Annotated in this window: 21 protein-coding genes; 7 read left to right on the top strand and 14 right to left on the bottom strand. The window is 71.9% G+C overall.

Annotation, left to right across the window (positions count from 1 at the left end; translation table 11 throughout):
* Positions 1 to 81: 81 nt before the first annotated feature.
* Both OH809_RS07055 and OH809_RS07060 read left to right on the top strand, forming a co-directional pair.
* Entirely contained in the window at positions 82 to 918 is an 837-nt protein-coding gene (locus OH809_RS07055; RefSeq protein ID WP_406423202.1) for an aldo/keto reductase, read from the top strand.
* Positions 919 to 1,012: 94 nt separating this feature from the next.
* A complete protein-coding gene (locus tag OH809_RS07060) occupies positions 1,013 to 1,495 on the top strand; it encodes an RICIN domain-containing protein (RefSeq protein ID WP_406423201.1) in 483 nt (160 codons plus the stop codon).
* On the opposite strand, the gene OH809_RS07065 is transcribed toward OH809_RS07060, so the two are convergent.
* The 4 genes from OH809_RS07065 to OH809_RS07080 form a co-directional block, all read right to left on the bottom strand.
* A complete protein-coding gene (locus OH809_RS07065) occupies positions 1,492 to 2,421 on the bottom strand; it encodes a class I SAM-dependent methyltransferase (protein ID WP_406423200.1) in 930 nt (309 codons plus the stop codon). The genes OH809_RS07060 and OH809_RS07065 overlap by 4 nt on opposite strands.
* Positions 2,422 to 2,612: 191 nt before the next feature.
* A complete protein-coding gene (locus OH809_RS07070; RefSeq protein ID WP_406423199.1) occupies positions 2,613 to 3,356 on the bottom strand; it encodes a class I SAM-dependent methyltransferase in 744 nt (247 codons plus the stop codon).
* Between the two features lie 225 nt (positions 3,357 to 3,581).
* The gene (gene helR, locus OH809_RS07075) at positions 3,582 to 5,729 is read right to left on the bottom strand and encodes an RNA polymerase recycling motor ATPase HelR (protein WP_406423198.1); all 2,148 of its coding nucleotides are present in this window, start codon (positions 5,727 to 5,729) and stop codon (positions 3,582 to 3,584) included.
* A gap of 625 nt (positions 5,730 to 6,354) precedes the next feature.
* Positions 6,355 to 6,660 carry a 4a-hydroxytetrahydrobiopterin dehydratase gene (locus tag OH809_RS07080; RefSeq protein ID WP_406423197.1) on the bottom strand — a complete coding sequence of 102 codons (306 nt, stop codon included), beginning with the start codon at positions 6,658 to 6,660 and terminating at the stop codon, positions 6,355 to 6,357.
* A 62-nt stretch (positions 6,661 to 6,722) separates the two neighbouring features.
* Here OH809_RS07080 and OH809_RS07085 point away from each other — a divergent pair, with 62 nt between their 5' ends.
* On the top strand, positions 6,723 to 7,532 hold the full coding sequence (locus tag OH809_RS07085) for a helix-turn-helix domain-containing protein (RefSeq protein WP_406423196.1): 810 nt from the start codon (positions 6,723 to 6,725) through the stop codon (positions 7,530 to 7,532).
* Positions 7,533 to 7,896: 364 nt separating this feature from the next.
* On the opposite strand, the gene secD is transcribed toward OH809_RS07085, so the two are convergent.
* The 6 genes from secD to OH809_RS07115 form a co-directional block, all read right to left on the bottom strand.
* Positions 7,897 to 10,200: a protein translocase subunit SecD gene (secD, locus tag OH809_RS07090; RefSeq protein WP_406423195.1), complete on the bottom strand. Its 2,304-nt coding sequence runs from the start codon at positions 10,198 to 10,200 to the stop codon at positions 7,897 to 7,899.
* Between the two features lie 53 nt (positions 10,201 to 10,253).
* Positions 10,254 to 10,730, bottom strand: a complete 477-nt coding sequence (locus tag OH809_RS07095) for a hypothetical protein (RefSeq protein ID WP_406423194.1) — start codon at positions 10,728 to 10,730, stop codon at positions 10,254 to 10,256.
* Positions 10,731 to 10,843: 113 nt separating this feature from the next.
* Positions 10,844 to 11,668 (bottom strand): rod shape-determining protein, encoded by an 825-nt coding sequence (locus OH809_RS07100; protein WP_406423193.1) that lies wholly within the window; start codon positions 11,666 to 11,668, stop codon positions 10,844 to 10,846.
* A 180-nt stretch (positions 11,669 to 11,848) separates the two neighbouring features.
* Positions 11,849 to 13,963 carry an NAD-dependent DNA ligase LigA gene (gene ligA, locus OH809_RS07105; protein ID WP_406425327.1) on the bottom strand — a complete coding sequence of 705 codons (2,115 nt, stop codon included), beginning with the start codon at positions 13,961 to 13,963 and terminating at the stop codon, positions 11,849 to 11,851.
* A gap of 27 nt (positions 13,964 to 13,990) precedes the next feature.
* Positions 13,991 to 16,117: a phage holin family protein gene (locus tag OH809_RS07110; protein ID WP_406423192.1), complete on the bottom strand. Its 2,127-nt coding sequence runs from the start codon at positions 16,115 to 16,117 to the stop codon at positions 13,991 to 13,993.
* Positions 16,118 to 16,215: 98 nt separating this feature from the next.
* Positions 16,216 to 16,620 carry a hypothetical protein gene (locus tag OH809_RS07115; protein ID WP_406423191.1) on the bottom strand — a complete coding sequence of 135 codons (405 nt, stop codon included), beginning with the start codon at positions 16,618 to 16,620 and terminating at the stop codon, positions 16,216 to 16,218.
* A gap of 298 nt (positions 16,621 to 16,918) precedes the next feature.
* Between OH809_RS07115 and OH809_RS07120 the strand changes: the two genes are divergently transcribed.
* Both OH809_RS07120 and OH809_RS07125 read left to right on the top strand, forming a co-directional pair.
* The gene (locus tag OH809_RS07120) at positions 16,919 to 17,701 is read left to right on the top strand and encodes an MBL fold metallo-hydrolase (protein ID WP_406423190.1); all 783 of its coding nucleotides are present in this window, start codon (positions 16,919 to 16,921) and stop codon (positions 17,699 to 17,701) included.
* Positions 17,698 to 18,318, top strand: a complete 621-nt coding sequence (locus tag OH809_RS07125) for a DedA family protein (RefSeq protein ID WP_406423189.1) — start codon at positions 17,698 to 17,700, stop codon at positions 18,316 to 18,318. The genes OH809_RS07120 and OH809_RS07125 overlap by 4 nt, the downstream gene beginning before the upstream one ends.
* On the opposite strand, the gene OH809_RS07130 is transcribed toward OH809_RS07125, so the two are convergent.
* The 4 genes from OH809_RS07130 to OH809_RS07145 form a co-directional block, all read right to left on the bottom strand.
* A complete protein-coding gene (locus tag OH809_RS07130) occupies positions 18,308 to 19,423 on the bottom strand; it encodes an MBL fold metallo-hydrolase (RefSeq protein WP_406423188.1) in 1,116 nt (371 codons plus the stop codon). The two genes, OH809_RS07125 and OH809_RS07130, sit on opposite strands and share 11 nt — an antisense overlap.
* Before the next feature lie 101 nt (positions 19,424 to 19,524).
* The gene (locus OH809_RS07135; protein ID WP_406423187.1) at positions 19,525 to 20,793 is read right to left on the bottom strand and encodes an aminotransferase class I/II-fold pyridoxal phosphate-dependent enzyme; all 1,269 of its coding nucleotides are present in this window, start codon (positions 20,791 to 20,793) and stop codon (positions 19,525 to 19,527) included.
* Positions 20,794 to 21,008: 215 nt separating this feature from the next.
* Positions 21,009 to 21,131 (bottom strand): hypothetical protein, encoded by a 123-nt coding sequence (locus OH809_RS07140; RefSeq protein WP_406423186.1) that lies wholly within the window; start codon positions 21,129 to 21,131, stop codon positions 21,009 to 21,011.
* 67 nt (positions 21,132 to 21,198) lie between these two features.
* A complete protein-coding gene (locus tag OH809_RS07145; RefSeq protein WP_406423185.1) occupies positions 21,199 to 21,786 on the bottom strand; it encodes a TIGR03086 family metal-binding protein in 588 nt (195 codons plus the stop codon).
* A gap of 81 nt (positions 21,787 to 21,867) precedes the next feature.
* Between OH809_RS07145 and OH809_RS07150 the strand changes: the two genes are divergently transcribed.
* Positions 21,868 to 23,373: a bifunctional phosphatase PAP2/diacylglycerol kinase family protein gene (locus OH809_RS07150; RefSeq protein ID WP_406423184.1), complete on the top strand. Its 1,506-nt coding sequence runs from the start codon at positions 21,868 to 21,870 to the stop codon at positions 23,371 to 23,373.
* Between the two features lie 116 nt (positions 23,374 to 23,489).
* Positions 23,490 to 24,299 carry a methyltransferase domain-containing protein gene (locus tag OH809_RS07155; RefSeq protein ID WP_406423183.1) on the top strand — a complete coding sequence of 270 codons (810 nt, stop codon included), beginning with the start codon at positions 23,490 to 23,492 and terminating at the stop codon, positions 24,297 to 24,299.
* The last annotated feature ends 43 nt before the right edge of the window (positions 24,300 to 24,342 follow it).

The raw sequence follows: 24,342 nt of genomic DNA on the forward strand, positions 1-24,342 counted from the left end.
GGGGTACGGCAGGGAATGCACGGCGCCTCCTGATCGTTGACCATGGGAATACCAACCGACGACGTAAAGGATCGACCGCTCGTGAGCCAGGTCCCCTCCCTCACCCTCAACAACGGCGTCGAGATGCCGCAGCTCGGTTTCGGTGTCTGGCAGGTGCCCGACGACAAGGCCGCGAAGGCGGTCGCGACGGCCATCGAGTCCGGGTACCGGAGCATCGACACCGCCGCGATCTACGGGAACGAGGAGGGCACCGGCAAGGCCGTCGCCGCCTCCGGCGTCCCCCGCGAGGAGCTCTTCGTCACCACCAAGCTGTGGAACGGCGACCAGGGCTACGAGTCGACCATGCGTGCCTTCGACGCCTCGCTGGACAAGCTGGGCCTCGACTACGTCGACCTGTACCTGATCCACTGGCCGGTGCCCGCCAAGGACGCGTACGTCGACACGTACAAGGCGTTCGAGAAGATCTACGCCGACGGCCGCGCGAAGGCCATCGGCGTCTCCAACTTCCTGCCGGAGCACCTGGAGCGCCTGCTCGACGAGACCTCCGTGGTCCCGGTGATCAATCAGATCGAGCTGCACCCGCAGCTCCAGCAGGCCGAGTCGCGCGCCTTCCACGCGCGGCACGGCATCGCCACCGAGGCCTGGTCCCCGCTGGGCCAGGGCAAGGGCCTCCTGGAGGTCCCGACGGTCATCGCGATCGCCCAGAAGCACGGCCGCACACCCGCGCAGGCGGTGCTCCGCTGGCACCTGCAGACGGGCAACGTGGTGATCCCGAAGTCCGTGACGCCGTCGCGGATCGCCGAGAACATCGATGTGTTCGGCTTCGAGCTGGACGCCGACGACCTGGCCGCGTTCGCCGCGCTGGACGAGGGCAAGCGCCTCGGCCCGAACCCGGGCGAGTTCAACCTGGGCGCCTGAGCCCAGCCGCTGAAGACCGAATCACGCACCGACCGCCGTCCGGCTCCCCGCCGGGCGGCGGTCTGCTGCGGGTGAACCCGGAGGAGACACCGTCATGAGCGCGGACGCCGCACCCGTCGTCGCACCGGGTCTGTACCGGCTGCGCAATGTGGGCAGCAAACTGCTGCTGGAGGTGTACGGCTCGGCCAGGGGCAGCGGCGCCAAGGTGCAGCAGGGCCCGGAGAAGCAGGAGGGGGCGAGCGGCCAGCACTGGCAGCTCTCCCCCGTGCACGACGGCGCCGCGCTGTACCACCTGACCAATGCGCACAGCGGCAAGCGACTGGACGTCGCCAATGCCTCCACGGAGAACGGCGCCAACATCCAGCAGTGGAAGGCCAACAACTACGGCGCCCAGGAGTGGCTGATCGAACAGCACCTGGATGCGCCGGGCACTGTGACGCTGGTCAGTTTCATCAGCGGACTCGTCCTGGAAGTGGCCGACGGCTCCACGGCGGACGGCGCCGATGTGCAGCAGTGGGAGGACACCGACTCCCCCGGCCAGTGGTGGCAGTTGGAGCCGGTGCCGAGCATCCCTTAGGCGCGTCGGGCCAGGTGGACCGTGCGCGCCGTCAGCAGGAAGACGTCGGGGCGGTGGTGCAGTCCGGCCGGGTCCTCGGGGTCGAGCAGCCGGTCGAGGGTGGCGAGGTCGTCGGCGGCGATTTCCCCGGCGAACATCTCGCGGCGGCGGGCGAATTCGGCGATGACATGGTCGCGCGCCCGGCCGGAGACGGGTGCGGGCAGGTCGAGCAGGAAACTGCGGGTGCCCTGCGGGGCCAGCCCCACCGCGGTGAACAGGGCGCTCCAGTCCTCGATCTCCCGCTTGGCGTCCGGGAGCGCCGCCCGCATCTCCTCGAACCACTCCGCGGTGATCGCGTCGAGCCTGGCCTCCAGACCGGGCCGGCCGATACCGATGTCGCGCGGAAGCTGACGGGGCGACAGCCCGCCCTCGACGAGGGCGACGGTCCCGCCGGGACGCAGCAGTCCGGCGAAGCCGGCGAGGACGGCGCGCTGGTCTCCCATGTGGTGCAGGGCGTTACCCGCCCAGATCAGGTCCGCCTCTCCCAACTTGGCCAGGTCGTCGGGGATTTCGGCGTGCAGGGTACGGACGCGATCGCCGAGTCCGAGGCGTTGGGCGCGGGCCCGGGTGCGCTCCAGGAGCGCCGGGGTGCCGTCCACGGCGACGACTTCGGCTTCGGGGAACTCCTCGGCGAGCAGGCAGGAGATCACGCCGGGGCCGCTGCCGATGTCGAGGACCCTGCGCACCTGCGGGGCGGTGGGCAGTCCGGCGATCCAGTGGGCCGCCGCCGCGTACTGGGCGCTGCTGAGCTCCCCGTTCTGCTCCAGCAGCGGACCCATGACGTCCCAGTCGAAGTCGGTGGTGTCGTGGCGGTGACCGTGCCCGGTGTGGTCGTGCCGGCCGTGCGTGCTGTCGTGATGAGGGCCGTGATCGGCGTGCTTCGTCATGCGGACAAGCCTCTCCGGACGTCAGGCGTGTGGCGACCTTTGTTGCCGGTTCGGCAAGCCGCGGCCGCTCCGGTACTCATGGGGGCTGACGCCGCGGCCGCGCTTGAAGGCGGCGCTGAAGGCGAAGGACAAGGCCCTGTGGCCCCCTCCCACCTGCGATGCAGCCCCGAGACTCCCCGATTCCGCCGGCTTCAGCCCCTGCGCCGGAACGCCAGCAGCCTGTACTCCGGCTCACGGCGCGGCCGGTCCGGCTCGGGCAGCGCCAGCAGAGCCGCCGCCAGCTCGTCGGCCGCCGTCCCCGGCAGCTCCAGACGCGAGACGAAGTAGCCGGCACGCACAGCACGCGCGGCACTCTGCGGCGTCCGCCCCTGCCCGTGTCCGAGGAATCGGTTCTCCCCCACCACATCGAGCCCGGCCTCCGCCCCGTACGCGACGACCAGCTCCTCGGGGTCGGACGGGCTGGGGCGCAGGTACGGGGCGAACAGCTCGTCGATGTCGCTGCCCACGTCGTGCGCCGCGTCCTTGTCGACCGTGGTGACGAACACTCCGCCGGGCCGCAGCACCCGTGCCGCCTCGGACACCACCGCCCGCACGTCACCCGCCCCCCGCAACAGATGCAGCAGCCAGACAGTGCCCACGGCGTCGACCGCGGCGGCGGGCAGCGGCAGCCGCCGCGCGTCGGCCAGCGCCACGGCGCCGATCCGCTGCCGCGCGAACCGCGCCATGCCGTACGAGTCATCGGTGCCCAGCACCCGCAGTGCGGGCCGGGCCAGCACCATCCGCTCGGTGACCAGTCCCGTACCGCAGCCGATGTCCAGCAGCGTGCGGACGGACTCCGGGACCAGCCCGAGCAGCGCGCGGGCCGCCGCCTCGGCCCGGGGCACGCCGCCACGCGTCGCGTCGTATGCAGCTGCCTCAGCGTCGTAATCCAGCATGAGGACGACTGTAGGACAACCGCCCGGCATCGCTGGGCAGAAAGCAAGGTCGGCCCAGCCGCGGAAGACCGGTGCTCGGCAGCCCTGCGCGCGGATCGCCTCGACGGTCACCCGGGCGTTGCCCTTCGGGACGCGCATGCTGCCGAAGCCCATGTGCACCGGTGGTGTGCCGGCGTCCAGGAACGCCACCGACTCGGCCGCGAGCGGGCGTTCGTCCGGCCGACGTCAGGAGCTCGTGAGGATGACGAGTTGCTGGGTCGCTCGGGTCATCGCGACATAGCGGTCGACCGCTCCTTCGATGCCCTTGCCGAACGCCTCTGGGTCGATGAGGACGACCAGGTCGAACTCAAGCCCCTTCGACAGCTCCGGTGTCAGCGACCGGACGCGGGACGTCGTCCGGAATGTGGGATCGCCGATGACGCAAGCGATCCCGTCGGCATGTGCGGCAAGCCAGGTGCCGAGGATCGAGCTCAGATCCGCAACAGATCCGTGTACGACGGGAACTTCGCTGCTGCGGACGGAGGTCGGCACGTTGGCGTCGGGGAGCACGGCCCGGATGACCGGCTCGGCTTCCGCCATGATTTCTTCCGGCGTCCGGTAGTTGATGCTCAGGGAGGCCAGGTTGATCCGGTCGAGCCCGATCCGCTCGAGCCGTTCCTGCCACGACTCGGTGAACCCGTGCCTGGCCTGGGCTCGATCCCCGACGATGGTGAAGCTCCGGGACGGGCACCGGAGCAGCAACATCTGCCACTCTGCGTCGGTCAGCTCCTGAGCCTCGTCCACCACGATGTGCGCGAACGGGCCGGCGAGCAGGTCCGGTTCGGTGGTGGGCGGCGCGGTCTCGTCGACCAGGGCGTCCTGCAGGTCCTGTCCGCGCAGCATCGTCATCACACCTTCTCCGTCGTCATCGGCCTCGAGCAAGGCGTCGACGACCTTGGCCATGTGCTCGCGTTCGGCGGCGACAGAGGCGCTATGCCGACGCTTACGTCGCGCCGCCTCCGGGTCGCCGAGCCGCTGGCGTGCTGCGTCCAGGAGCGGCAGGTCGGACACCGTCCAGGCCTGGGCGTCCCCGCGCTGCAGCTGCGACACGTCCTCGGGGCTGAGCCAGGGAGCGCACTTCCGCAGGTAGGCCGGGACCGACCACAGGTCTCCGACGAGGTCAGCCGCTTCGAGCAGCGGCCACGCGCGGTCGAAGGCCGCAAGCAGCTCCCTGTTCCGCAGCAGCGACTTGCGGAGCAGGTCAGCCGAGACGTCGCCGTCGTGCTTGTCCACCAGGATTGTGAGCAGCTCCTCCCAGATCTGGTCGCGCGCCTCGTTGTGCGGAGTACCGGGTTCTGCTGCTTCGAACGCCACGGCCCAGTCGTCGGCGCTCAGCCAGATGTCGGACCAGTGGGTTGTGACGGTCATCCCCGTGGTGGGCGGCTCCTCGTAGAACCTGACGGCCGTCTCGATCGCCTTCACCAGGTTCGCGGACGACTTCAGGAGGGCCACATTCGGGTCGGCCTCGATCGCTGCTACGGCTCCCTCGGCGACGAGGTCCCGCAGAGTGCAGGTCTGCACGCCCTCCTCTCCGAGGCTGGGGAGGACGTCGGCGACGTAGCCCAGGTAGGGCTGGTGCGGACCGACGAACAGCACGCCGCCCCGGCGGTGACCCAGGCGAGGGTCGGAGTAGAGGAGGTAGGCGGAGCGGTGCAGAGCGACGACGGTCTTCCCCGTACCCGGGCCGCCGTCGACGACGAGAGCGCCGCGGGATCCCGCGCGGATGATGGTGTCCTGGTCGGCCTGGATGGTGCCGAGCACGTCTCGCATCCGTGTCGACCGGTTGCTGCCCAGGCTGGCGATGAAAGCGGACTGGTCGTCCAGCGCGGCGTGCCCGACAAGCCCGTCCGGGGTGAACACCTCGTCCCAGTAGTCGCTGATCCGGCTGCGGGTCCAGCGATACCTGCGGCGGCTCGCCAGACCCATCGGGTTGGCGTGGGTGGCTCCGAAGAACGGCTCAGCCGCGGGGGAGCGCCAGTCGAGCAGCAGCCGGCGACCCGCACTGTCCGTAAGCCCAAGTCGTCCGACGTGCACGGGCTCGGGGTTGTCTGCGCTGACCATGTGTCCGAGGCACAGGTCCAAACCGAAGCGACGCAGTGCGCGCAGGCGAGCGGTCAGCCGGTGGATCTCCGTGTCCCGGTCCATCGCCTGCCGGCCGGCGCCGCCGGGCGCCTTGCGCTCGGCATCGAGACGGTCGGACAGGTCGGCGATCGACTGCTCGAGGCACTCCGCGATGGCCGCGAAGTGCTGCTCGTCGTCGGCGATCAGCGCCGGGTCGGCCTTGGGGGAGAGGTGGTCGGGAAGGTCAAACGCGCTGGTGGTCAGGGGGTTCACAGCATCAGCTCCGATCTGAGGTCGATGGCAACCATTGGGCACAGCAAGCTGTCTGGACCTGCGTGAGGAACCTGGTGCACCGCGAGTCCTCCCAGCGGTTCGACGTCCTCGCGCGACCCATACGTCGCCAACAACACACGCACTTCGTGAATCTCCCATTTCCGCAGGTTCTGGCCTCGGCCGACGATTCTGCGGCATGACCCGGGTCTTGCCGCAAGGCCCCCAGTGCGCTATACATTGAGAGTGGAAAGGAGTGGGTACTCCGCCTTTCCCTTCATCGTCCGCTGTGGACGGACAACCTCCTCGCGAACAGGCGGCGCGCCGCGTACGGCGGTAGCGTCGGCCCAGGAGGATCTCCCGTGCGCCGCACGCCGCCTGTAAGGCGCGGGCAGAGTTCGACTCCGGCTGCCTAGGTGTACTCGGCCATGAGGTTGGTTACGCGCGTCGGTAGTTGATCAAGAATGAGACGCCGCCGGTGGCAACCTGGCCACCGGCAGCCTCCCCCACCTCCCGTCCCCAGGACCGTCGAAGGAAATCGGTCATGCCCAGGCGCATCAACCGGGTCCTCGGGGTGGCACCGTTCGGTCCGGCGCGGCGCCCCGACGAGCGCGGCGCCCCCGCTCCGTCACGCCGCGCCGTGCCCCGCGGCGATCGCCTCCACACGCGCGGCAAGTTCCAGGTCGTTCTCGGTGACCACCCCGCCCGCATCGTGCGTGTTCACCGACAGGGAGACGGTGTTGTAGCCGAGCGTCAGATCGGAGTGGTGGTTCAGCTCCTCCTGGATCTGCGCGACATGGATGGTGAGTCCGGCGGCGGCGAAGTGCGAGCGGAACCGGTATCTGCGGGTGATCCGGTCTCCCTCCAGCGCCCAGCCGGGCAGCTCGCGCAGCCGGTCCTCGATCTCTTTCTGTGACAGCGGTTCGGCGGGCATGGTGCGGCTCCCTCACGAGGTCGGTTGTCGATGGGCCGTGCCGGTGACGTTACGGTCTCCGTATGACAACTGTCGTGCTTGACACAGGGGTAGGGCCACTGCTGCGCAGTTGGCGGGAGCAGCGCCGACTGAGCCAGCTGGAGCTGGCACTGCGCGCGGACTCCTCGGCCCGCCACATCTCCTTCATCGAGACGGGCCGTTCGCGCCCCAGCGAGGAGATGGTCATCCGGTTGGCCGAGCATCTCGATGTGCCGGTCAGGGAACGCAATGCCCTGCTGGTGGTGGCCGGTTATGCGCCCCGTTACGCGGAGACCGCGCTCGACGATCCCGCGATGGGCGCGCTGCGCGAGGCCATGGAGCAGCTGCTGCAGGGGTACGACCCGTATCCGGCGCTCGTCGTCGACGGGACGTACAACGTGGTGGCCGCCAATCGGGGTATCGCCATGATGCTGGAGGGGGTGGCCGAGCACCTGCTCGCACCTCCGCTCAACGCCATGCGGCTCACCCTTCACCCGGAGGGTCTGGCTCCGCGGATCCGTAATCTGCGGGAGTGGCGGGCCGACCTGCTGGCGCAGATGGAACGTCAGATCGCGCTGGCCCGTTCGGCGGAGCTGCGTGAGCTGTACGAGGAGGTCGCCGCTTATCCCGTACCGGAGAGCACCGACGGGCAGGACGAGTCGGCTGGACCGCCGTCGGCACTGTCGTTCGCGCTGCCGATGGTGGTCGAGCACGACGGGCGGGTGCTCTCGTTCGTCGCCTCCATCGCGACGTTCAATACGCCGATGGATGTGACGGTGGCCGAATTGGCGATCGAGACGTTTCTGCCCGCCGATCAGGAGACCGCCGCGTATCTGAGGTCGCTCCCGTCCTGACGGTCCGCGTCCGGTGCATCACTTCTCGGCGAGGGGGCGGGGCCACGGTGCGTCGGTGCGCGCCAGGGCGGTGGCCGCCGCACTCGCCGCGGCCAGGATCGCGACGGCGGGCAGCAGCGGCGGCGTCGGGAGTGACGACGGTCAGGGCGAGCATCAGCGGGGGCAGCGGCCCGTGCCGGTCCGTCATGTCCGGTACGGGAGTGGCCCATGCCTCACGCGGCATGACGCGCATGGGCACGCTCCAATCACCGGGACAGAATCAGGATTGTGCCGTGACCGGGGTGCGGAACACAGGACCGCCGCGACGTGTGCCGCCCCCGCCCCGGTGGGCGGGGGCGGCACACGCTGCGGGAGCGCTAAGCGGTTACACGCGCGCCCCGTTGTCGAGCGGGTCCCGGCGTTTCGTCCCCGCGCCGGACGTGCGCCCTGGGGCCCGCTTGCGAGCGGGCGGCGGGGCCTTGCTGCTCTTCTCCAGGGTCAGTGCGACCGGTACGGCGGTCAGGACCGAGGAGTACGTGCCGACGCAGATACCGATGAGCAGGGCGAGCGCGAAGTCCGCGAGGGAGTCGCCGCCCAGCACGGCGAGAGCGGCCAGGATGAAGAGGGCGCCCATGCCGGTGTTGACGGTTCTGGGGACGGTCTGCAGGACGGCGCGGTTGGCGACGGTCGCCACGGGTACGCGGCGCGCCTTCGCCCACAGTTCGCGGACCCGGTCGAAGACGACCACCGAGTCGTTGACGGAGTAGCCGATGACGGTGAGGAGTGCGGCCAGGAAGATGCCGTCGACGGTGCGGCCGAGCCAGGCGAACGCGCCGATCAGAATGATGACGTCGTGGACGAGCGCGGCAACCGATCCCAGGGCGAACGTCCAGCGGAACCGGACCGCCAGATACGCGAGTTGCACGAGGACGGCGATGGCGAGCGCGATCAGCGCGTTGCGCCGCAGTTCGTCGCCGAGGCTGGGGCCGATGAGTTCGTCGCGGACCTTGGTGGTGTCGCCGCCCTCCTCGGCGAGGACAGCACGCAGGGCGTGCTCATCGTCGTTGCTGAGGTCCCCGGTACGTACGGAGAGGTCGCCCGCGCCCGCCGTGGTGACCTCGGCGTCGCCGAACCCCGCGCCGGCCAGGGCAGTGCGGGCGGTCTCCACGTCGACGGGCCGGCTGGTGGAGTACTCGACGAGCCGGCCGCCGGTGAACTCCACGCCCAGGTTGACACCCCGTACGACGATACCGAGGACCGCGACGGCGATCAGCGCCGTGGAGATCAGCAGCCAGCGGCGGGGGGACCGGAACAGCTGCGGATCACGGCGGGCCAGCCAGGTCCGTACGCGGCCGGGGCGGGCGATGCCATTGACGCCCCGGTAGTCGCTGACGAACCGCGAGCTGGACGCGATCTCGGTGAGGGCGCGAGCGATGACGAGTGCCGAGAACATCGACGCGAGAACACCGATGGCGAGCGTGACTCCGAAGCCCTTGACCGGTCCCGAGCCGAGGAAGAAGAGCAGACCGGCCGCGATCAGGGTGGTCACGTTGGAGTCGGCGACCGCGCTCCAGGCGTTACGGAATCCGGCGGTCATCGCGGAGCGCAGGGAGCGGTCCGGACGTTCCGCGTACTCCTCCCTGGCGCGTTCGAAGACCAGCACGTTCGCGTCGACCGCCATCCCGATGGCGAGGACGAATCCGGCGAGTCCGGGGAGGGTGAGGGTGACGCCGAGAGCGACCAGCGCGGCGTACGAGATGAGTCCGTACGCGGCCAGGGCCACCGCGGCGAGGGCGCCGAAGAGCCGGTAGACGAACGTGATGAAGAGGGCGGTGGCGGCGGCGCCGATGAGGGCGGCTTGGGCGCTGGCGTCGATGGCGGCGGCGCCGAGCGTCGGACCGACGGTCCGCTGTTCGACGATCTCGATGGGAACGGGCAGCGCGCCGCCCTTGATCAGCAGCGCCAGATCGCGGGCCTCGTCGGCGCCGAAGGAGCCGGTGATCTGTGTGGAGCCGGACGGAAGGCCGACGTTGCAGCCGACGGACGGGTCGACCTGGGGCGAGGAGATCACCTGGTCGTCGAGGACGATCGCGACCCGCCGCCGATCGTCCTGAACGGGATGACAGGCGGCTTCGCCGGTCAGCCGGGTCCAGTCCCGGCCCGCGCCCTTGTGGAAGTCGAGGGCAACGGTCCAGCCGGCGCCCTGCTGGGCGTCGAAGGAGGCGCCGGCGTCCTTGACGCCCGCACCGGTGAGCCGGGCCGGGCCGAGGGCGAGAGGGCGGCCCTCCTCGTCGGGCAGCGTCAGCCCGGCGGCCTTCCCCTTCTCCTGTTCCGTGCCGGGGCCCTGGACGGCGTGGAAGCTGAGCTGGGCGGTCCTGCCGATGACTTCGGCGGCCTTGCGCGGGTCCTGGACGTCGGGCAGTTCGACGATGATCCGGTCCTCTCCGGACCGGGTCAGGGTCGGTTCGGCGACGCCGAGCGAGTCGATGCGCTGGCGGAGCACCTCAAGGGTTCGGTCGGTGCTCTCCCGGTCCGCCTTCGTGGTGGCGGAGTCCTTGGCCTGGAGCACCAACCTGGTACCGCCCTGAAGATCGAGGCCGAGTCTAGGGGACATGGTCAGCGTGATGAGCACGGAGACGAGCAGCACGGCCGCAGCCAGAACCGCTCGCACCGTGGTGGCGCGAGTCATGGAAATCCTCCGAGAGGGACGCCTGCCGCACTCGCCTCGGCGAGGACGCGGCGTCAGGTCTGTCGAGCAGAACGGTGGCCGGGGGAACGGTCCGTCCTCGGAGGGCCGCGTACGCCGGGAAGCGCCACGCGGAGGGGGTCGGCTGCGAAGGAGCGGGTGTCCGGGGCCCGTTGCCGAGCCGGAAACGGCACGAGGATGCCGGGCGCCCCCGGGAGCAGGGCGCCGCCGGGGCCGGGCGGCGGGAGCTGGTGCTGGATGCGGATGTGGTCGGTGGCGACCCAGGGGCGGGGAACGGCCGGGAGAACTGTGCGGTCGTGGCCGGTCGCCGTGGCCGTGCGGGACCGCCGGGTGTCGTGCGGGTGGCCGGGGCGGGCGGTCCGGTCGGTGTGCTGGGCGGACGGCGGAACGACGGCCGTGTGCGCGGCGGCGGGTGACGGACCGGACAGGGAGCGTGGCGGGGTTACGGCTCCGGCGGCCGCGACGGCCGCGGACGCGCCGCCGACGACGGTGAGCACGACGAGGAGGAACACGATCAGGGCCTGACGGGCCGCTGTCGCGCGCCCTCGGCGCGCCGTGCGGTGTGCCGGGCTGTCCGGTCGCCCTCTCGGGGGTGTGTTCCCCGGGGGCGGCCCCGGGAATGTGGTCACCTCGCCGGGCCGGGCAGGGCCGGTGCCGCGGCGGCGTGCCGGAGCGCGGAGCTGAGGATCAGCCCCGCGCCGCGGACCACCGTGGTGGCCGGGTCGTCGGCGAGCCGCACCGGAACCCCGAGGCGGACCGCGATCCGGTTGGTGATGTCGGGGCGCAGGGCACCGCCTCCGGCGAGCAACGGTCCCTTGCGCAGGGCTCCGAGGACCGCGCCGTGCCGGTCCTGCTGCCACATCTCCATGATCATGTCCAGTGCGGTGCGGACGACGTCGGTGGGCGGCTCGGCGGGTCCGAGGTCGCTGAGTCCGGTCTCGGCCTGGCGGGCGTCCCGGACCATTCCGTCGACCAGGAGGGTGACCTCGGTCAGCTCGGCGCCGATGTCGACGACGAGCAGCGGGCCGCCGTCCTGCGGCCCGGCGTATGCGGCGGCGGCCCTGGCGCTGTTCAGCACGATGACGCTCGTCGGCCCGAGTGCGGCGAGGAGCTCCCGCGCCTCGGCGCGGTGTTCGGGCCCGGCGAGGACCGGGTGGCTGAGGACGATCAGGGTCTCGCTGCGGTCGGCACCCAGTGCCGTGTCGGCGATGCGGCTGAGCATCCGGCCGCAGGACTCGGGGTCGACGATGCGCCCGCGCCGGACCGGGCGGCCGTGACCGCGCCCACCCTCGGGATCGTCGGTGGACTCGGCGTCGGTGACGATGCCGAGTCCGGGGATCCAGGCGCGGGTGCGGGAACTGCCGAGGTCGAGGGCGAGTCCGCGCGTGACACCGCGATATCCGTTGCGGACGGACCGGCCGTGTCGCCGTCCGTCGTGCGGAGAATGCATCGTCCCTCATCCCCCGGCCTGCCGCAGCAGCCGTTCACACACTCGGCTCGCCGATAGCGAGGCATGACCGAGCCCTCACTATGCAATAAGAAGGCAAAGAAAGCCACTCTCAGGCAAAATCCAAGGGCTCGGCGCGGGCGCCCGTCCACCCTCGCGGACGGGCGCCCGCGTGTGAGCCCCTCACACCTCCGACGGCAGGAACTCGGCGATCAGTTCGGCGAACTCGTCCGGTGCGGCGATCCGCACGCCGAGGTCCTCCGCCTTGGTGCGCTTGGACCCGGCCTTCTCTCCGGCGACGAGCAGCGTGGTGCGCTTGGAGACGCTGGACGAGGACTTCCCGCCGGCCCGCTCGATCAGCTCGTTCATCTGGTTCCGGGAGAGCTTCTCCAGCGCCCCGGTCATGGCCCCGGTGACGACCACGGTCATTCCGTCCAGCGGCCGTTCGGCCACCGTCCCGCCGTCCGCGACGGCGGCAGCCGCGCCCGTGCCCTCCCCGCCCGGCTCCGGCGGCGGCGTCGCGCCGGGCTCCACCATGGTGACCCGGGCGGCGACCAGCTTCTCGATCAGCGGGGCGAGCTCGACCAGCTCCGCGACCACCCCGGCGGCCTTCTCCTTGCCGATGCCGTCGACCTGCTGGAGCGTGTCGACGTCGGCGGCGCGGATCCGGTCCATGCTGGCGAAGTAGCGGGCGATCCGCCGCGACATGGAACGCCCCGTGCCCCGTACGCCCAGGGCGCAGAAGACCCGGGAGAGCGGGCGGGTACGCGCCGTCTCGATGGCGGCCAGGAGGTTGTCGGTGCTCGTCTCGCCCATCCGCTCCAGGCCGAGCAGCTGCTCGCGTTCGAGCGTGAAGAGATCGGCGAAGTCGGTGACCAGCCCGGCATCGACGAGCTGGACGACGCGGGTCGTGCCGAGGCCCTCGATGTCGAGCTGGTCGCGGCCCGCCGCATACGAGATGGAGGCGACGAGGCGGCAGTCGCGGCCCCGGACACAGCGCCAGCGCTGCTCGCTCGTGTCGATCGCGGAACCGCACTGCGGACATGTCCCGGGGAAGACGATGGGCTGCTCGTCGCCGGTCCGCAGATGGGCGACCGGGGCCTCGATGCGGGGGATGATGTCGCCGGCCTTGTAGACCATCACCCGGTCGCCCAGGCGCAGATCGCGGCGGGTGATGTCGGCGGGGTTGTGCAGTGTGGCGTAACTGACAGTCGATCCGTCGATCTCGACGGGTTCCAGCACGGCGCGCGGGGCGATGATGCCGGTCCTGCCGACGTTCCACTCGACGCCGAGGAGCCGGGTGACCTTCTCGACGGCCGGGAGCTTGTACGCGATGGCCCAGCGCGGCGCCCGGGTGCCCGAACCGGCCTCGCGCTGGTCGGCCGCGAGATCGGCCTTGATCACGATGCCGTCGATGCCGAACGGCAACGAGGCGCGCAGTGCGGCGATCTCCTCGACCCGGGCCTGCACCTCCTCGACCGTGGTGACAGTGCGCGGCGCCACGTCCGTGTCGGCCGCGGTGTGCACGCCGAGCCCGGCGACGTACCTGAGGACCTCGCTGTGCGGGAGTCCGGCCGGCGTGCCGGTCAGCTCGCCGGACTCGGGGAGCGCCAGGGCGCCGTACGCGAAGAACGTCATCTCGACCCTGTAGGGGCGGTCCTTGGCGCGGAGGGTGCCCGCCGCGCCGTTCCTCGGGTTGGCGAAGGGGTCGCCGCCGTGCTCGGTGCGGGCCGTGTTGGCCTGTTCGAACTGCTCGTTCGTCATCAGGATCTCGCCGCGGACCTCTATCGTCACCGGCTCGCCGAGCTGCTCGGGGAGCCCGACGACGGTGCCGACCGCATGCGACACGTCCTCGCCCGCCGTGCCGTCGCCCCGGGTGATCAGGCGCTCCAGGCGGCCCGACCGGTACCGGGCGGCGACCGCGAGCCCGTCGAGCTTGGGCTCCACGCTCCACGCGGCGACCGGTCTGCCGATCCGGCGCTCCAGGGACGCCGTCCAGGTGACGAACTGCTCGGCGGAGAACACGTTGTCCAGGGAGAGCATCGGCACCGTGTGCGGTACGTCCCCGCCCGCGGCGCCGCCGGCCACCTTGCCGGTCGGCGAGGCGGCCAGCACGTCCTGCGGGTGCTCCTCCTCATATGCGGCGATCCCGCGCACCAGCCGGTCGTACGCGTCGTCGTCGAGCGTGCTCTCGCCCGCGGCGTAGTACGCGGCGGCGGCCGCCGACGCTTCTTCGACCGCGGCGGCGTAGGAGGCGGCATCGGCGAGCACAACAGCTGAGTTCGTCATGGACCCCATCCTGCCGTCCACCACTGACAATGCTCCTCAGTCGGCCGCCGCCCCGTCCGCCCCGTCCGCCCCGCCGGAATCATCGGCGTCGTCCGAAGTCAGCGGTACCTGCGGTCCGGAACACTCCCGCAGCCAGCGCCGCAACACCTCATGCACCTGCTCGGCCCCCACCAGCTCCGCACCGTCCGCACCCGGCCCCGCCGATATGCGGGAGGGCACCGGCTCCGACATGGTGCGCGGGTGGAGCAGGAACGGCCGGGACTGCTCACCTCCCAGGCCGCCGTGGGAGCCGATCTGTTCCTCGAAGGCGTGCACACAGCCCGTGGTGGGGTCATACATCGAGTTGACCATCACATCGGCGACATGCGGGAAGGTGTCGGTGCGCCGCACCGCGTCCGCCGCGCCCGGGCCGAACGGCTCCAGCAGGCCTTCCCCGTCCGCCAGTTCCGACACCGGTGTCTGTGCGCCGCCACGCCCCAGCACCACCGATCCGTGCAGCTCGCTGCGGACCAGCAGGAAACCGATGCCGGGGTGGTTGGCGAGGGTGCTCAGCAGCGCGGGATGGCGGCGGTCGAGCTGTTCGCGGGTCGCGCGCCCGTCGATGGCGGGGAAGGAGATCAGGCCGAGATTGCCGGAGGCGAGGACGACCGGGTCGGACGGGGTCGCGGCGAGTTCCGCCTCGCCTTCCTCGACGGGCCGGTGCAGGGCGATCCTTACCGCGTCCCGCGCCTCCGAGCCGCTCTTCGTACGCTGCGCCCGCCGGGGCACGGGCAGCCCGCAGCCCGCCCGCACCAGGTCCTTGAGCGTCAGCCCGTACGCCCCGGCGAAGGTCTCCCCCGGGCTCTGTCCGTGGTCGGAGAGCAGCACGATCCGGTAGCGGCGAGGGGTGTGTTCGGCGACCTTGACGATCAGGGCGAGGGAACGGTCCAGGCGCGCGAGGACCTTGTCCGCGTCGCGGCTGTGGGGCCCGGAGTGGTGCGCCACTTCGTCGTACGCGACGAGGTCGGCGTAGACGGCGGTGCGTCCGGCGAACATGTCCCCGATGAGCGCCGCGACCACCACATCACGCTCGACGACGGTCGCGAAGGCACGGATACAGGGGTAGAGCCCGCCGCGCTTGATCCGGGGTGTGTCCTTCCGGATCCGCGCCCGGGTCGACTGGCCGATCTCCCGGCCGACCTCGGCGACGAACGACAGGGCGGTACGGACGGCGTTGGCCGGGTCGGAGAAGTACGCGAAGTAACCGGCCCGGGAGCGGCGCCCCTTGCCTCGCCGGGCAGCCATCGACAGGACGAGGGCGAGCTGGTCGGCGCCGCCGCTGAAGAGGTTTCCGCGGCTGGCGCCGTCGAGGGTGAGCAGCCCGCCGTCACGGGTGCGCACGATGGCGCGGCGCTGCAGTTCGATGGCGCTCGCGGGTCTGCTGGAGACCATGACGTCGCCGGTCTCCTTCTCGTACCAGCGGAAGGCGGGGATGTCGAAGTTGCTGCCGTGCAGGATGCCCAGCTGGCTGGCGCCGGTCTGGCTGGACCAGTCGGTGCGCCACGGGGTGAGCCGGTGGCCCGACCCATCGGCGAGCCAGTGCGCGACGGTGGGCATCAGACCGCCCGCGGCGGCCCGCGCGAGGACGTCGTGGCCGACGCCGTCGAGCTGGATGAAGACCGTGCCCGGCGGTCCGCTGCGGCCGCCGTCCGTGCCGCTGCGACGGCGGCGCCGGTCGGCGAGGCGGGAGAGCCTGCGACGGTAGGCGTTGTCGTCGCGGACGGCGAGTGCGGTGGAGGTCGCGGAGGCGACGGCGGACATCACGGCGGCGACGACGACCGCGGTCTCCGGGTTGGCTGCGCCACGCCCGTCCGGTATGAGCCGCAGGGCGACGAGCAGCAGCGAGCCGTTGAGGAAGAAGACCAGCAGCCCGAGGACGAGGGCGGGCACGATGAGCAGCGCCCGTACGAGGACCGGCCAGACCAGCGCGGAGAGCAGACCGAACGCGCCGGCGCCCCAGGCAGCGGTGAACGCGATCTTGGTGAAGCTGTCGCCGTTGTCCGACTGGAGCTGGAAGTCGGGCAGAATCCCGGCGAGCACCAGCATGGTGAGGGTCGAGACGGCCCACACCACGATCACTCGCATCAGGGCGCTGCCGGCCGTACGCCATCGCCCGTTACCCACGCCGTTCCCACCTCACACGTCCGGGCCCTGCCGTTCCGGACCCGGCCCCAGCCTTTCACAGCAGGTTCGCACGGCACGGAGCCCGGGACGGGCGACGGTCAGCAGCCGTCGTATCCGGCGGTCGGCATGGAGAGCCTGCGGTGCACGCTCGCCTTCGTACGGGAGCTGTACGACGGCTCGTCGAAACCGGCGAACTCCAGGCGTACGCCTCGCCGCTCGCACTCCGCGGCGAACTCCGGCACCGAGGTGAGTGCCCGGGCGAGCACCCGGTCGTTGGGCGCCACGAAGAGTTCGACGTCGCCGTCGTCAACATCCGCCCACAGGGCGTGGTGGCCGGGGCGCAGCCCGTAGAACCGCAACTGCCGCGTGACGACATAGCCCTTGTCGGCGGCCCAGCGGGCGCACATGGCGTGCTGGCTGCGCGTGTCCACGAGGAACGGGTCGCTGTCGAGTTCCTCCAGCGGCGTGAGACTGGCGATGGCCGCCACCCGTACGTCCTCCATGGGCGTTCCCCCCGTGCTAGGCGTACGGGCGACCCTACCGCTCCGACTCCCGTACAAAAAGGCGCATGTCAGGACGGGAGGAGTACGTACCGGCACACACATGCGCCCCCGGCGCCGGGCGGATCCCGGGGCGGGGGCGTCGGCGGAGGTCTGGCCGGCGATCCAGGCAGCGGGGGCGCTGGGGCTGACGGACTGAGCGCGCCTCTTCGGTTCAGCGGCCGGACGCATCCGCCCCCACCCGCTTCGGCACTACGCTCAAGGGACCGAACAGAGAGCCACGGCGGACGGGAGACAGACGGTGCCGGTGGAAGTCACCTGGTGGGGTCATGCCACCTGCACCATCGAGGACTCCGGAGTCCGCGTCCTGACCGACCCCCTCTTCGTACGCCACTTCGCGCATCTGCGTCGTCGCCGGGGCGCGCTGCCGGGCCCCGAGGCCACCGTCGCGGACGTCGTCCTCGTCTCCCATCTGCACTCCGACCACCTGCATCTGCCGTCGCTGGCCCGTCTCGCCCCCGGCACCCGGCTGATCGTGCCGGTTGGCGCCGTCCGTTCCGTACCGGGGCTGCGGATGCTGCGCCGCGTGCCCGGGCTGCGGATCACCGAGGTGGCGGCGGGGGACGAGGTGCGCGTCGGTGAGCTTCTGGTACGGGCCGTCCCCGCGCGGCACGACGGCCGGCGGCTCCCGGTGGGCCCGCACCGCTCCCCCGCCCTGGGCTATGTCGTCGAGGGCGAGGCCCGCACGTACTTCGCCGGGGACACCGGGCTGTTCGACGGAATGGCGGAGGCGGTCGGCCCCGTGGATGTGGCGCTGCTGCCGGTCGGCGGCTGGGGCCCGTATCTCGGCCACACTCATCTGGACGCGGGCCGGGCCGCGCAGGCGCTGGCCCGGCTGGCGCCGCGCTCGGCCGTGCCGGTGCACTACGGCACGTACTGGCCGATCGGAATGGACGGGGTCCGGCCGCACGAGTTCCACTCACCGGGTGACGAGTTCGTCCGGCAGGCGGCGCTGCTGGCGCCGGACGTGGCGGTGCACCGGCTGACCCACGGCGAGCATGTGCGGCCGGAGGCCGCCAGGTGATCCCGGAGGTCGTCGGGCAGCTGCCCCCTGAGTCGACGCAGCAGGCCGTCGGCTATCCGTCCCTGTTCCTGCTGGTGGCGCTGGGTGCACTGGTGCCGGTGGTGCCGACGGGGGCGCTGGTGAGTTCGGCGGCCGTGGTGGCGTTCCACCAGACGGACCCGTTCGCGCTGCTCGTGGTGTTCGGGGTGGCGTCGTCGGCGGCGTTCCTCGGGGACATCTGTCTGTACTGGCTGGGGCAGCGCGGGGTGCGGTCGAAGAACGGCTCGAAGTGGCTGCGGGCGATCAGTGACCGGGCGGCGCCGGAGCGGCTTGCGCAGGCGCAGCAGAAGCTGGACGAGCACGGCGCAGTGGTGCTCGTGCTGTCGCGGCTGGTGCCGGCCGGGCGGATTCCGGTGATGCTGGCGTGTCTGCTGGGGCGCATGCCGCTGCGGAGGTTCGCGCGTGGGGACATACCGGCGTGTCTGGCGTGGGCGGCGACGTATCAGCTGATCGGCATTCTGGGCGGTTCGCTGTTCCCGGAGCCGTGGCAGGGCGTGGTCGCGGCGGTCGGTCTGACGCTGCTGATCAGCGGTGCTCCCACGGTGTGGCGCAGGATGCGGGCCCGGTTCAGCCACTGATGCCCCGGGGCGCCCGGGGGGTGTGCGGGGTGCGGTGCGTCTGCGAGGTGCGGGGTGTCTGCGGGGCATGGGTCCCGTCCAGCAGCCGGGAGCCACCGATCGGCAGGTCCCACAGGTGTTCGCGCGGATGTCCGGCCCGCTGCCAGGCGGCACGGAGCCGGGTGAGCGGTTCGAGCACGGGCTCCGCGGAGAGCAGGAACGTCGCCCAGTGCATCGGCGCCATCGCACGGGCGCCGAGATCCTCGTACGCCTGCACGGCCTCTTCCGGGTCGGTGTGCACGTCGCCGAGCCACCAGCGCGGTTCATACGCCCCGATCGGCAGCAGGGCCAGATCGATCCCGGGGTGGCGGCGGCCGATCTCCGTGAACCAGTGCCCGTAGCCGCTGTCCCCGGCGAAGTAGACCCGCGGCCCGTCGCCGCCACCGATGGCGTTGACGACCCAGCCGCCCCACAGGGACCGGCAGGTGTCGGTGAGGGTCCGCTTGGACCAGTGGTGGGAGGGCACGAAGTCGAAACGGACGCCGCGCAGCACCGCCGACTCCCACCAGTCGAGCTCGGTGACACAGGAGAAGCCGCGGCGACGGCACCACTGGCCGAGCCCGGCGGGGACGAACAGCGGGGTGTCGCGCGGCAGCCTGCGCAGGGTGGGGGCGTCGAGATGGTCGTAGTGGTTGTGGCTGATGACGACCGCGTCGACGGGTGGCAGGTCCTCCCAGCGGACACCGACGGGCGTGATCCTGGCGGGTGTGCCGAGGATGCGGCGGGACCAGACGGGGTCGGTGAGGACGGTCAGCCCGCCTGTCCGGATGATCCAGCTGGCATGCCCGGCCCAGGTGACGGAGGTCGTGCCCGCGTCGGTGGCGGGCAGCGGTTCGGGGGCGTACGGCAGCTGGTGGATGCCGCGCAGCCCCTCCGCGTTGGGCCGCACGGCGCGCTCACGGGCCAGTCTGGACATGCCCCTGACACCTGGGAGCGGGGCGGTGAGCCGGTCGGCGAAGCCGGCGGGCCAGACCCTCACCTCACCGAGGGGGCGCGGCGAGAAGATCTCCCCGAGGGGGGCCGAAGGCGCGGCCCCGGCATCGGAGCGCTCGGTCTGTTCCGTCATCGAAGGACTCCCGTCCCGGAAGGCGTCGTCGGTACGTCGGCGCTCACGTATGCCGGTGCGTCGTCGGCACATCGGCGCGTACGTCATCGGAGTTCGGTTCCTCATCGGAGTTCGTCGAGGGCTGTTCCGAAAATGCTCAGCGCTCGGGCGACATGCGGCAATTTCAGGGGCTCCACCGCAGTGAGGGACTCCACCTGCTGCTCCGGGGTTGATCCGAGCAACGGTCCGGTGCCCAGCCGCACCCGCAGCGCGCCCAGTTCGTCCCCGAAGCGGTGGCCGCCGGGGGTGGGCGCGCCGAGGCGTTCGGTGAGGTACTCCTCCAGTTCCAGGGAGTCCGTGACGCCGCGGGTGGCCAGCCGGGCCCGGAGCGGCCCCAGGTCGGCGTAGAGATGGCGGCCCGCCTGCGGAGGCCGGGCCAGCGCGCCCGAGGCGAGCACCGCCCGGTGGGCCGCGGCGGCGACCTGCGCCTGCAGCGCGGCGGCCCGGCGGACCCGGGCTGTGACGGCCTCCGGTTCGGTCAGCGCGTGGGCGGCCGCGGCGGCGACCGGGCCCGCGACGAGGGCGCCCAGGGCGGTGAGGATGTCGAGGGTACGGGCGTGCCGCACCGCCGCCCGTTCGGTGTCCGGGAATCTGGCGACCGCGACCGGCCAGGCGGACGGGGTCAGCGCCCCGGCCAGATCACAGACGACGGTGACGTCGTCGGGGCACATCTCGGCGGGGCTGAGCAGGACCGTGTCGTGGGGGCGGTGGAGGGTGTCGCGCCAGGTCTCGTCGCTGACGATGTGCATCCCCTCGGCGACGGCTGCCTCGCACGCCTCGCGGACGAGTTCCGGTGGGGCGACGGTGGCGGTCGGGTCGTCGACGACGGAGATCAGCAGCAGCCGGGGCCGGCCGCCTTCGGCACGCACCCTTCGCACAGTCTCCAGCAGTGCGTACGGGTCGGGCACGCCACCGCACTCGGCCGGGGTCGGCACATGGTAGGCGGGCCTGCCGAGCAGTCGGGCCTGCGGGATCCAGGTGGCGGGACAGGGGCGCGGCGTGAGGACATCACCTCCGTGCGCGGCGATCAGGGCGAGCAGCAGCGGCGACGCGCCGGGGGCGGCGGCGATGCACTCCGGTCCGCCGCGCAGCCCGCGCCGGGTCCAGTAGGCGGCGGCCGCCTCGCGCAGGGGTTCGCCGCCACCGGTCGGTTCGGGCTCGCTGCGCCCGGCTGCTGCGGCGAGCACACGGGCCAGCTCGGGCAGCACGGGCAGCCCCGGATCGGGGGCGGGCGGCCCGTAGCGTACGGGCCCCCGATCCTCCCGAGGGATCCACGGGGCACGCCCGGCATCCCCTCCCGGCCCGGCCCGCTCGGTCCGCTCCCGCACCATCCCGGGTCCCCTTCGCTGCCGCTCCGTCACCCTGTCCGGCTCCGGCCCGCCCTGCCTTGTGCCGTCTCGCTCCCATGGCCCTTTATACGGAGGTTTGAGCGACACCGCCCGCCCGGCAGAGTCGCCCGTGCGCCGTCCGGTGGCCGGTTCCCAGGTGGGGCCCTCACCGAGCTCGGCGTGCTTCCGTACCGCCACCTCGGGGCGAGGGCCGCGCATCACTTCCCCCTCGCGTGGTGTCCGAGCCGACCGGAGAGGGCATCGGCGCCGGCGGCCGGGAGGACCGCCGACTCCTCCTCGCGCTGCTCGGTCCAGCGGATCACCGCCTGCGCACTTGCCACGGCAATGCCGTCGACCCGGTCCGATACCCTGCCGGTACGCCGATGTGCCCCCTTTACCGCCTCTTTGTCAGACTCGCCGGCCGAGGAGTGCGAGCAGCTGGGTCTGCGGGTCGGCGTCCTTCTCGGTCCTGACGGCCGGGGCGAACAGACCGGTCTGCGAAAGCCCCTTCGCATACGGTCCGACCTCGCGCCGCGTGAACGCGACCAGATCCTCCGGCAGCCGCTCGTCGGCACCGATCGCCCGGGCCAGGTCCCAGGAGTGCACCACCGCGTCGGTCACCATCTGCGCACAGTACGCGTCGGCGGCGGTGTCCCCGTACGACAGGTTCACGGTCCGCCTGAACGCCCCCGGTGCCGCGAACGCCTCGCGCGCCCCTGCCGCCGCACGGTCCCAGACGGCAACGGGGTCGTCGCCCAGCACGTCACCGTCGTAGGCGTCACCGACGTCGGCGACCGTACGCCCTTCCGTGACCAGCGGCGGGACCCACAGCTGCTCGGACGTGAGATGGGCGACCAGATCGCGGACGGACCACTCGGTGCACGGCGTCGGCGCGGACCACTGGTCGTCGCGCACGGCGTGCACCCGGTCCGTGAAGAGCTGGAGCGCCTCGGAGTGGCGGTCGAGCAGGTCGCGGTCGGAAGGGTGAGATGGCATGTGACCACTGTCTCCGTCCGGAGAGCCGCGCGCGAGCGCGCCTGCTGCTTCGACCCGGCCGAAAGAGGTATCCGCACTCCCGTGTCGTCACCGAGCAACGCATTCTCCGTCCCCTCACCCACCAGACTCCGCAGCTGGCTGCACCGGCGCGATCTCGCCGTCTTCCGGAGCGTGGCCGGCCGGCACTGGCCGGGCGTCGGCCCCGTACTGCCACGGCTCAGCCGCAGCGCCGATCACGGGCTGCTGTGGTTCGGCGCCGCGGCGGGCATGGCGGCCCTCGGCAGCAGCGCCCGGGCCCGGCGCGCCGCGCTCCGCGGGGTGGCCTCGCTGGCCGTGGCCTCGGCCGCGATCAACACCGTGGGGAAAGGCGTGGTGCGCCGGGAGCGGCCGGTACTGGACGCCGTTCCGGTGATACGTCGGCTCACCCGGCAGCCGTTCACCACCTCCTTCCCGTCCGGGCATGCCGCGTCGGCGGCGGCTTTCGCGACGGGCGTCGCCCTCGAATCGAAGGGCTGGGGCGCGGCGGTCGCCCCGCTCGCGCTGGCCGTCGCCGCCTCCCGCGTCTATACGGGGGTCCACTATCCGAGTGATGTGCTGGCCGGTGCCGCGCTCGGCACAGGAGCCGCGTTCGCGCTGCGCGGTGTCGTGCCGACGCGTGGACAGCTGCCCGCGCCGGGCAGACCGCCCGCCCACGCGCCGGCCCTGCCGGGCGGCCGGGGCCTGGTGGTCGTCGTCAATCAGGGGTCCGGCTCGGCGACGGCCACGGCCTCGCTGGTACGGGACGCGCTGCCGCTCGCCGAGGTGGTGGAGTGCGCGCCCGGCGAGCTCTCCGACGAGCTGGAGAAGGCAGCCGGACAGGGCCGTGCGCTCGGGATCTGCGGGGGCGACGGCACGGTCAACACCGCCGCTTCGGTCGCCGCCGCGCACGGTGTGCCGCTCGCGGTGTTCCCCGGCGGGACCCTCAACCACTTCGCCTACGACCTGGGTATCGAGACAGTGGACGACGTGTGCACCGCGCTGGGCGCGGGCGATGCGGTACGGGTGGACCTGGGCCGCTTCCGTCCGGGCCCGGACGGGCCGGGCGGAGCACCTGGCTATTTCCTCAACGCTTTCAGTCTGGGCGCCTATCCGGAGCTGGTACGGACCCGCGAGCGCTGGGCGCCACGCATCGGTGGCTGGCCCGCAGGCGTCGTGGCGGCGCTCCACGTGCTGCGCGGCGAACGCCCCCTGGAGGCCGAACTTCAGGGCAGGCGGCGGCCGTTGTGGCTGCTGTTCGTGGGCAACAGCCTGTTCCGGCGGGTGGGCCCTGCGCCCGGCCGGCGCCACAACCTCGCGGACGGACTGCTGGACGTCCGGGTGGTGCACGGCGGCGGCACGCCCGGCCTTCGTCTCCTCGCGGCTGCGGTCGCGGGCCCCTTGACCCGCTCCCCCGTTCATGCGGCGGTACCGCGTCGCAAGGTACGGATCGCCGGCCTGACCCCGGGAACGCCTTACGCATACGACGGCGAAGTGGCGCACAGTCAGCGAGAGTTGTTGATCGACAAGCTGCCGGAGGCGCTGACGGTCTACTGCCCGATGCCTGTGTGAGCCACTGCCAAGTGCGTCCATATGTCAAGACGACTGTCTCACCATCCGACAGCTCGGCGTACGGTTGGCGCATCGCTCAGCGCTTCGCATCACGCTCCGAGAGAGGACGCACAGCCATGCCGAAGGAGACCGCCGTCTACACCCACGGCCACCACGAGTCGGTGCTGCGCTCGCACCGCTGGCGCACTGCCGCCAACTCCGCGGCCTATCTGATCGGCGAACTCCGGCCCGGCATGGCGGTACTGGACGTCGGCTGCGGTCCCGGCACCATCACCGCGGATCTGGCGGCACTGGTCGCCCCCGGCAGGGTGACCGCCGTCGACACCACCCGCGAGATCCTGGACCAGGCCGCCGAGTTCGCCGCCGAACGCGGCCTGGACAACCTCGAGTTCACCACCGCCGATGTACACGCCCTGGACTTCCCCGACGACTCCTTCGATGTCGTGCACGCCCACCAGGTGCTGCAGCACGTGGGCGACCCGGTACAGGCACTGCGCGAGATGCGGCGGGTCTGCCGTCCCGGCGGCACCGTCGCGGCCCGCGACAGCGACTACGCGGCGATGACCTGGTACCCGGACATGCCCGTCATGGACGCGTGGCAGGAGCTGTACGGACGAGTGGCCCGCGCCAACGGCGGCGAGCCGGACGCGGGCCGACGACTGCTCTCCTGGGCCCGGCAGGCCGGCTTCACCGACATCACCCCGTCCGCCGCCACCTGGTGTTACGCCACACCGGAGAACCGCGCCTGGTGGAGCGGCCTGTGGGCGGACCGCACGGTCGACTCGGTGTACGCGAAGCTGGCCGTGGACGGCGGCCACGCGACCGCCGAGCAGCTGACCGACATCGCGGCGGCCTGGCACACCTGGGGCGAGCAGGACGACGCATGGTTCATGGTCCCGCACGGCGAGGTGCTCTGCCGCGCCTGACACCGCCGAGGACCGGCAGGTGGAATCGATCACATCGCTACGA

This window comes from Streptomyces sp. NBC_00873, assembly GCF_045207415.1.
In the GTDB taxonomy this organism is placed as follows: Bacteria; Actinomycetota; Actinomycetes; order Streptomycetales; family Streptomycetaceae; genus Streptomyces.

Excerpts from the sequence above, each read along its gene's own strand:
- OH809_RS07145 (WP_406423185.1), bottom strand. The coding sequence starts at position 21,786 with ATGCCATCTCACCCTTCCGACCGCGACCTGCTCGACCGCCACTCCGAG.
- OH809_RS07060 (WP_406423201.1), top strand. The coding sequence starts at position 1,013 with ATGAGCGCGGACGCCGCACCCGTCGTCGCACCGGGTCTGTACCGGCTG.
- OH809_RS07115 (WP_406423191.1), bottom strand. The coding sequence starts at position 16,620 with ATGGAGGACGTACGGGTGGCGGCCATCGCCAGTCTCACGCCGCTGGAG.
- OH809_RS07080 (WP_406423197.1), bottom strand. The coding sequence starts at position 6,660 with ATGCCCGCCGAACCGCTGTCACAGAAAGAGATCGAGGACCGGCTGCGC.
- OH809_RS07070 (WP_406423199.1), bottom strand. The coding sequence starts at position 3,356 with ATGCTGGATTACGACGCTGAGGCAGCTGCATACGACGCGACGCGTGGC.
- secD (WP_406423195.1), bottom strand. The coding sequence starts at position 10,200 with ATGACTCGCGCCACCACGGTGCGAGCGGTTCTGGCTGCGGCCGTGCTG.
- OH809_RS07135 (WP_406423187.1), bottom strand. The coding sequence starts at position 20,793 with ATGGTGCGGGAGCGGACCGAGCGGGCCGGGCCGGGAGGGGATGCCGGG.
- OH809_RS07085 (WP_406423196.1), top strand. The coding sequence starts at position 6,723 with ATGACAACTGTCGTGCTTGACACAGGGGTAGGGCCACTGCTGCGCAGT.
- OH809_RS07100 (WP_406423193.1), bottom strand. The coding sequence starts at position 11,668 with ATGCATTCTCCGCACGACGGACGGCGACACGGCCGGTCCGTCCGCAAC.
- OH809_RS07155 (WP_406423183.1), top strand. The coding sequence starts at position 23,490 with ATGCCGAAGGAGACCGCCGTCTACACCCACGGCCACCACGAGTCGGTG.
- OH809_RS07130 (WP_406423188.1), bottom strand. The coding sequence starts at position 19,423 with ATGACGGAACAGACCGAGCGCTCCGATGCCGGGGCCGCGCCTTCGGCC.
- ligA (WP_406425327.1), bottom strand. The coding sequence starts at position 13,963 with ATGGGGTCCATGACGAACTCAGCTGTTGTGCTCGCCGATGCCGCCTCC.
- OH809_RS07065 (WP_406423200.1), bottom strand. The coding sequence starts at position 2,421 with ATGACGAAGCACGCCGATCACGGCCCTCATCACGACAGCACGCACGGC.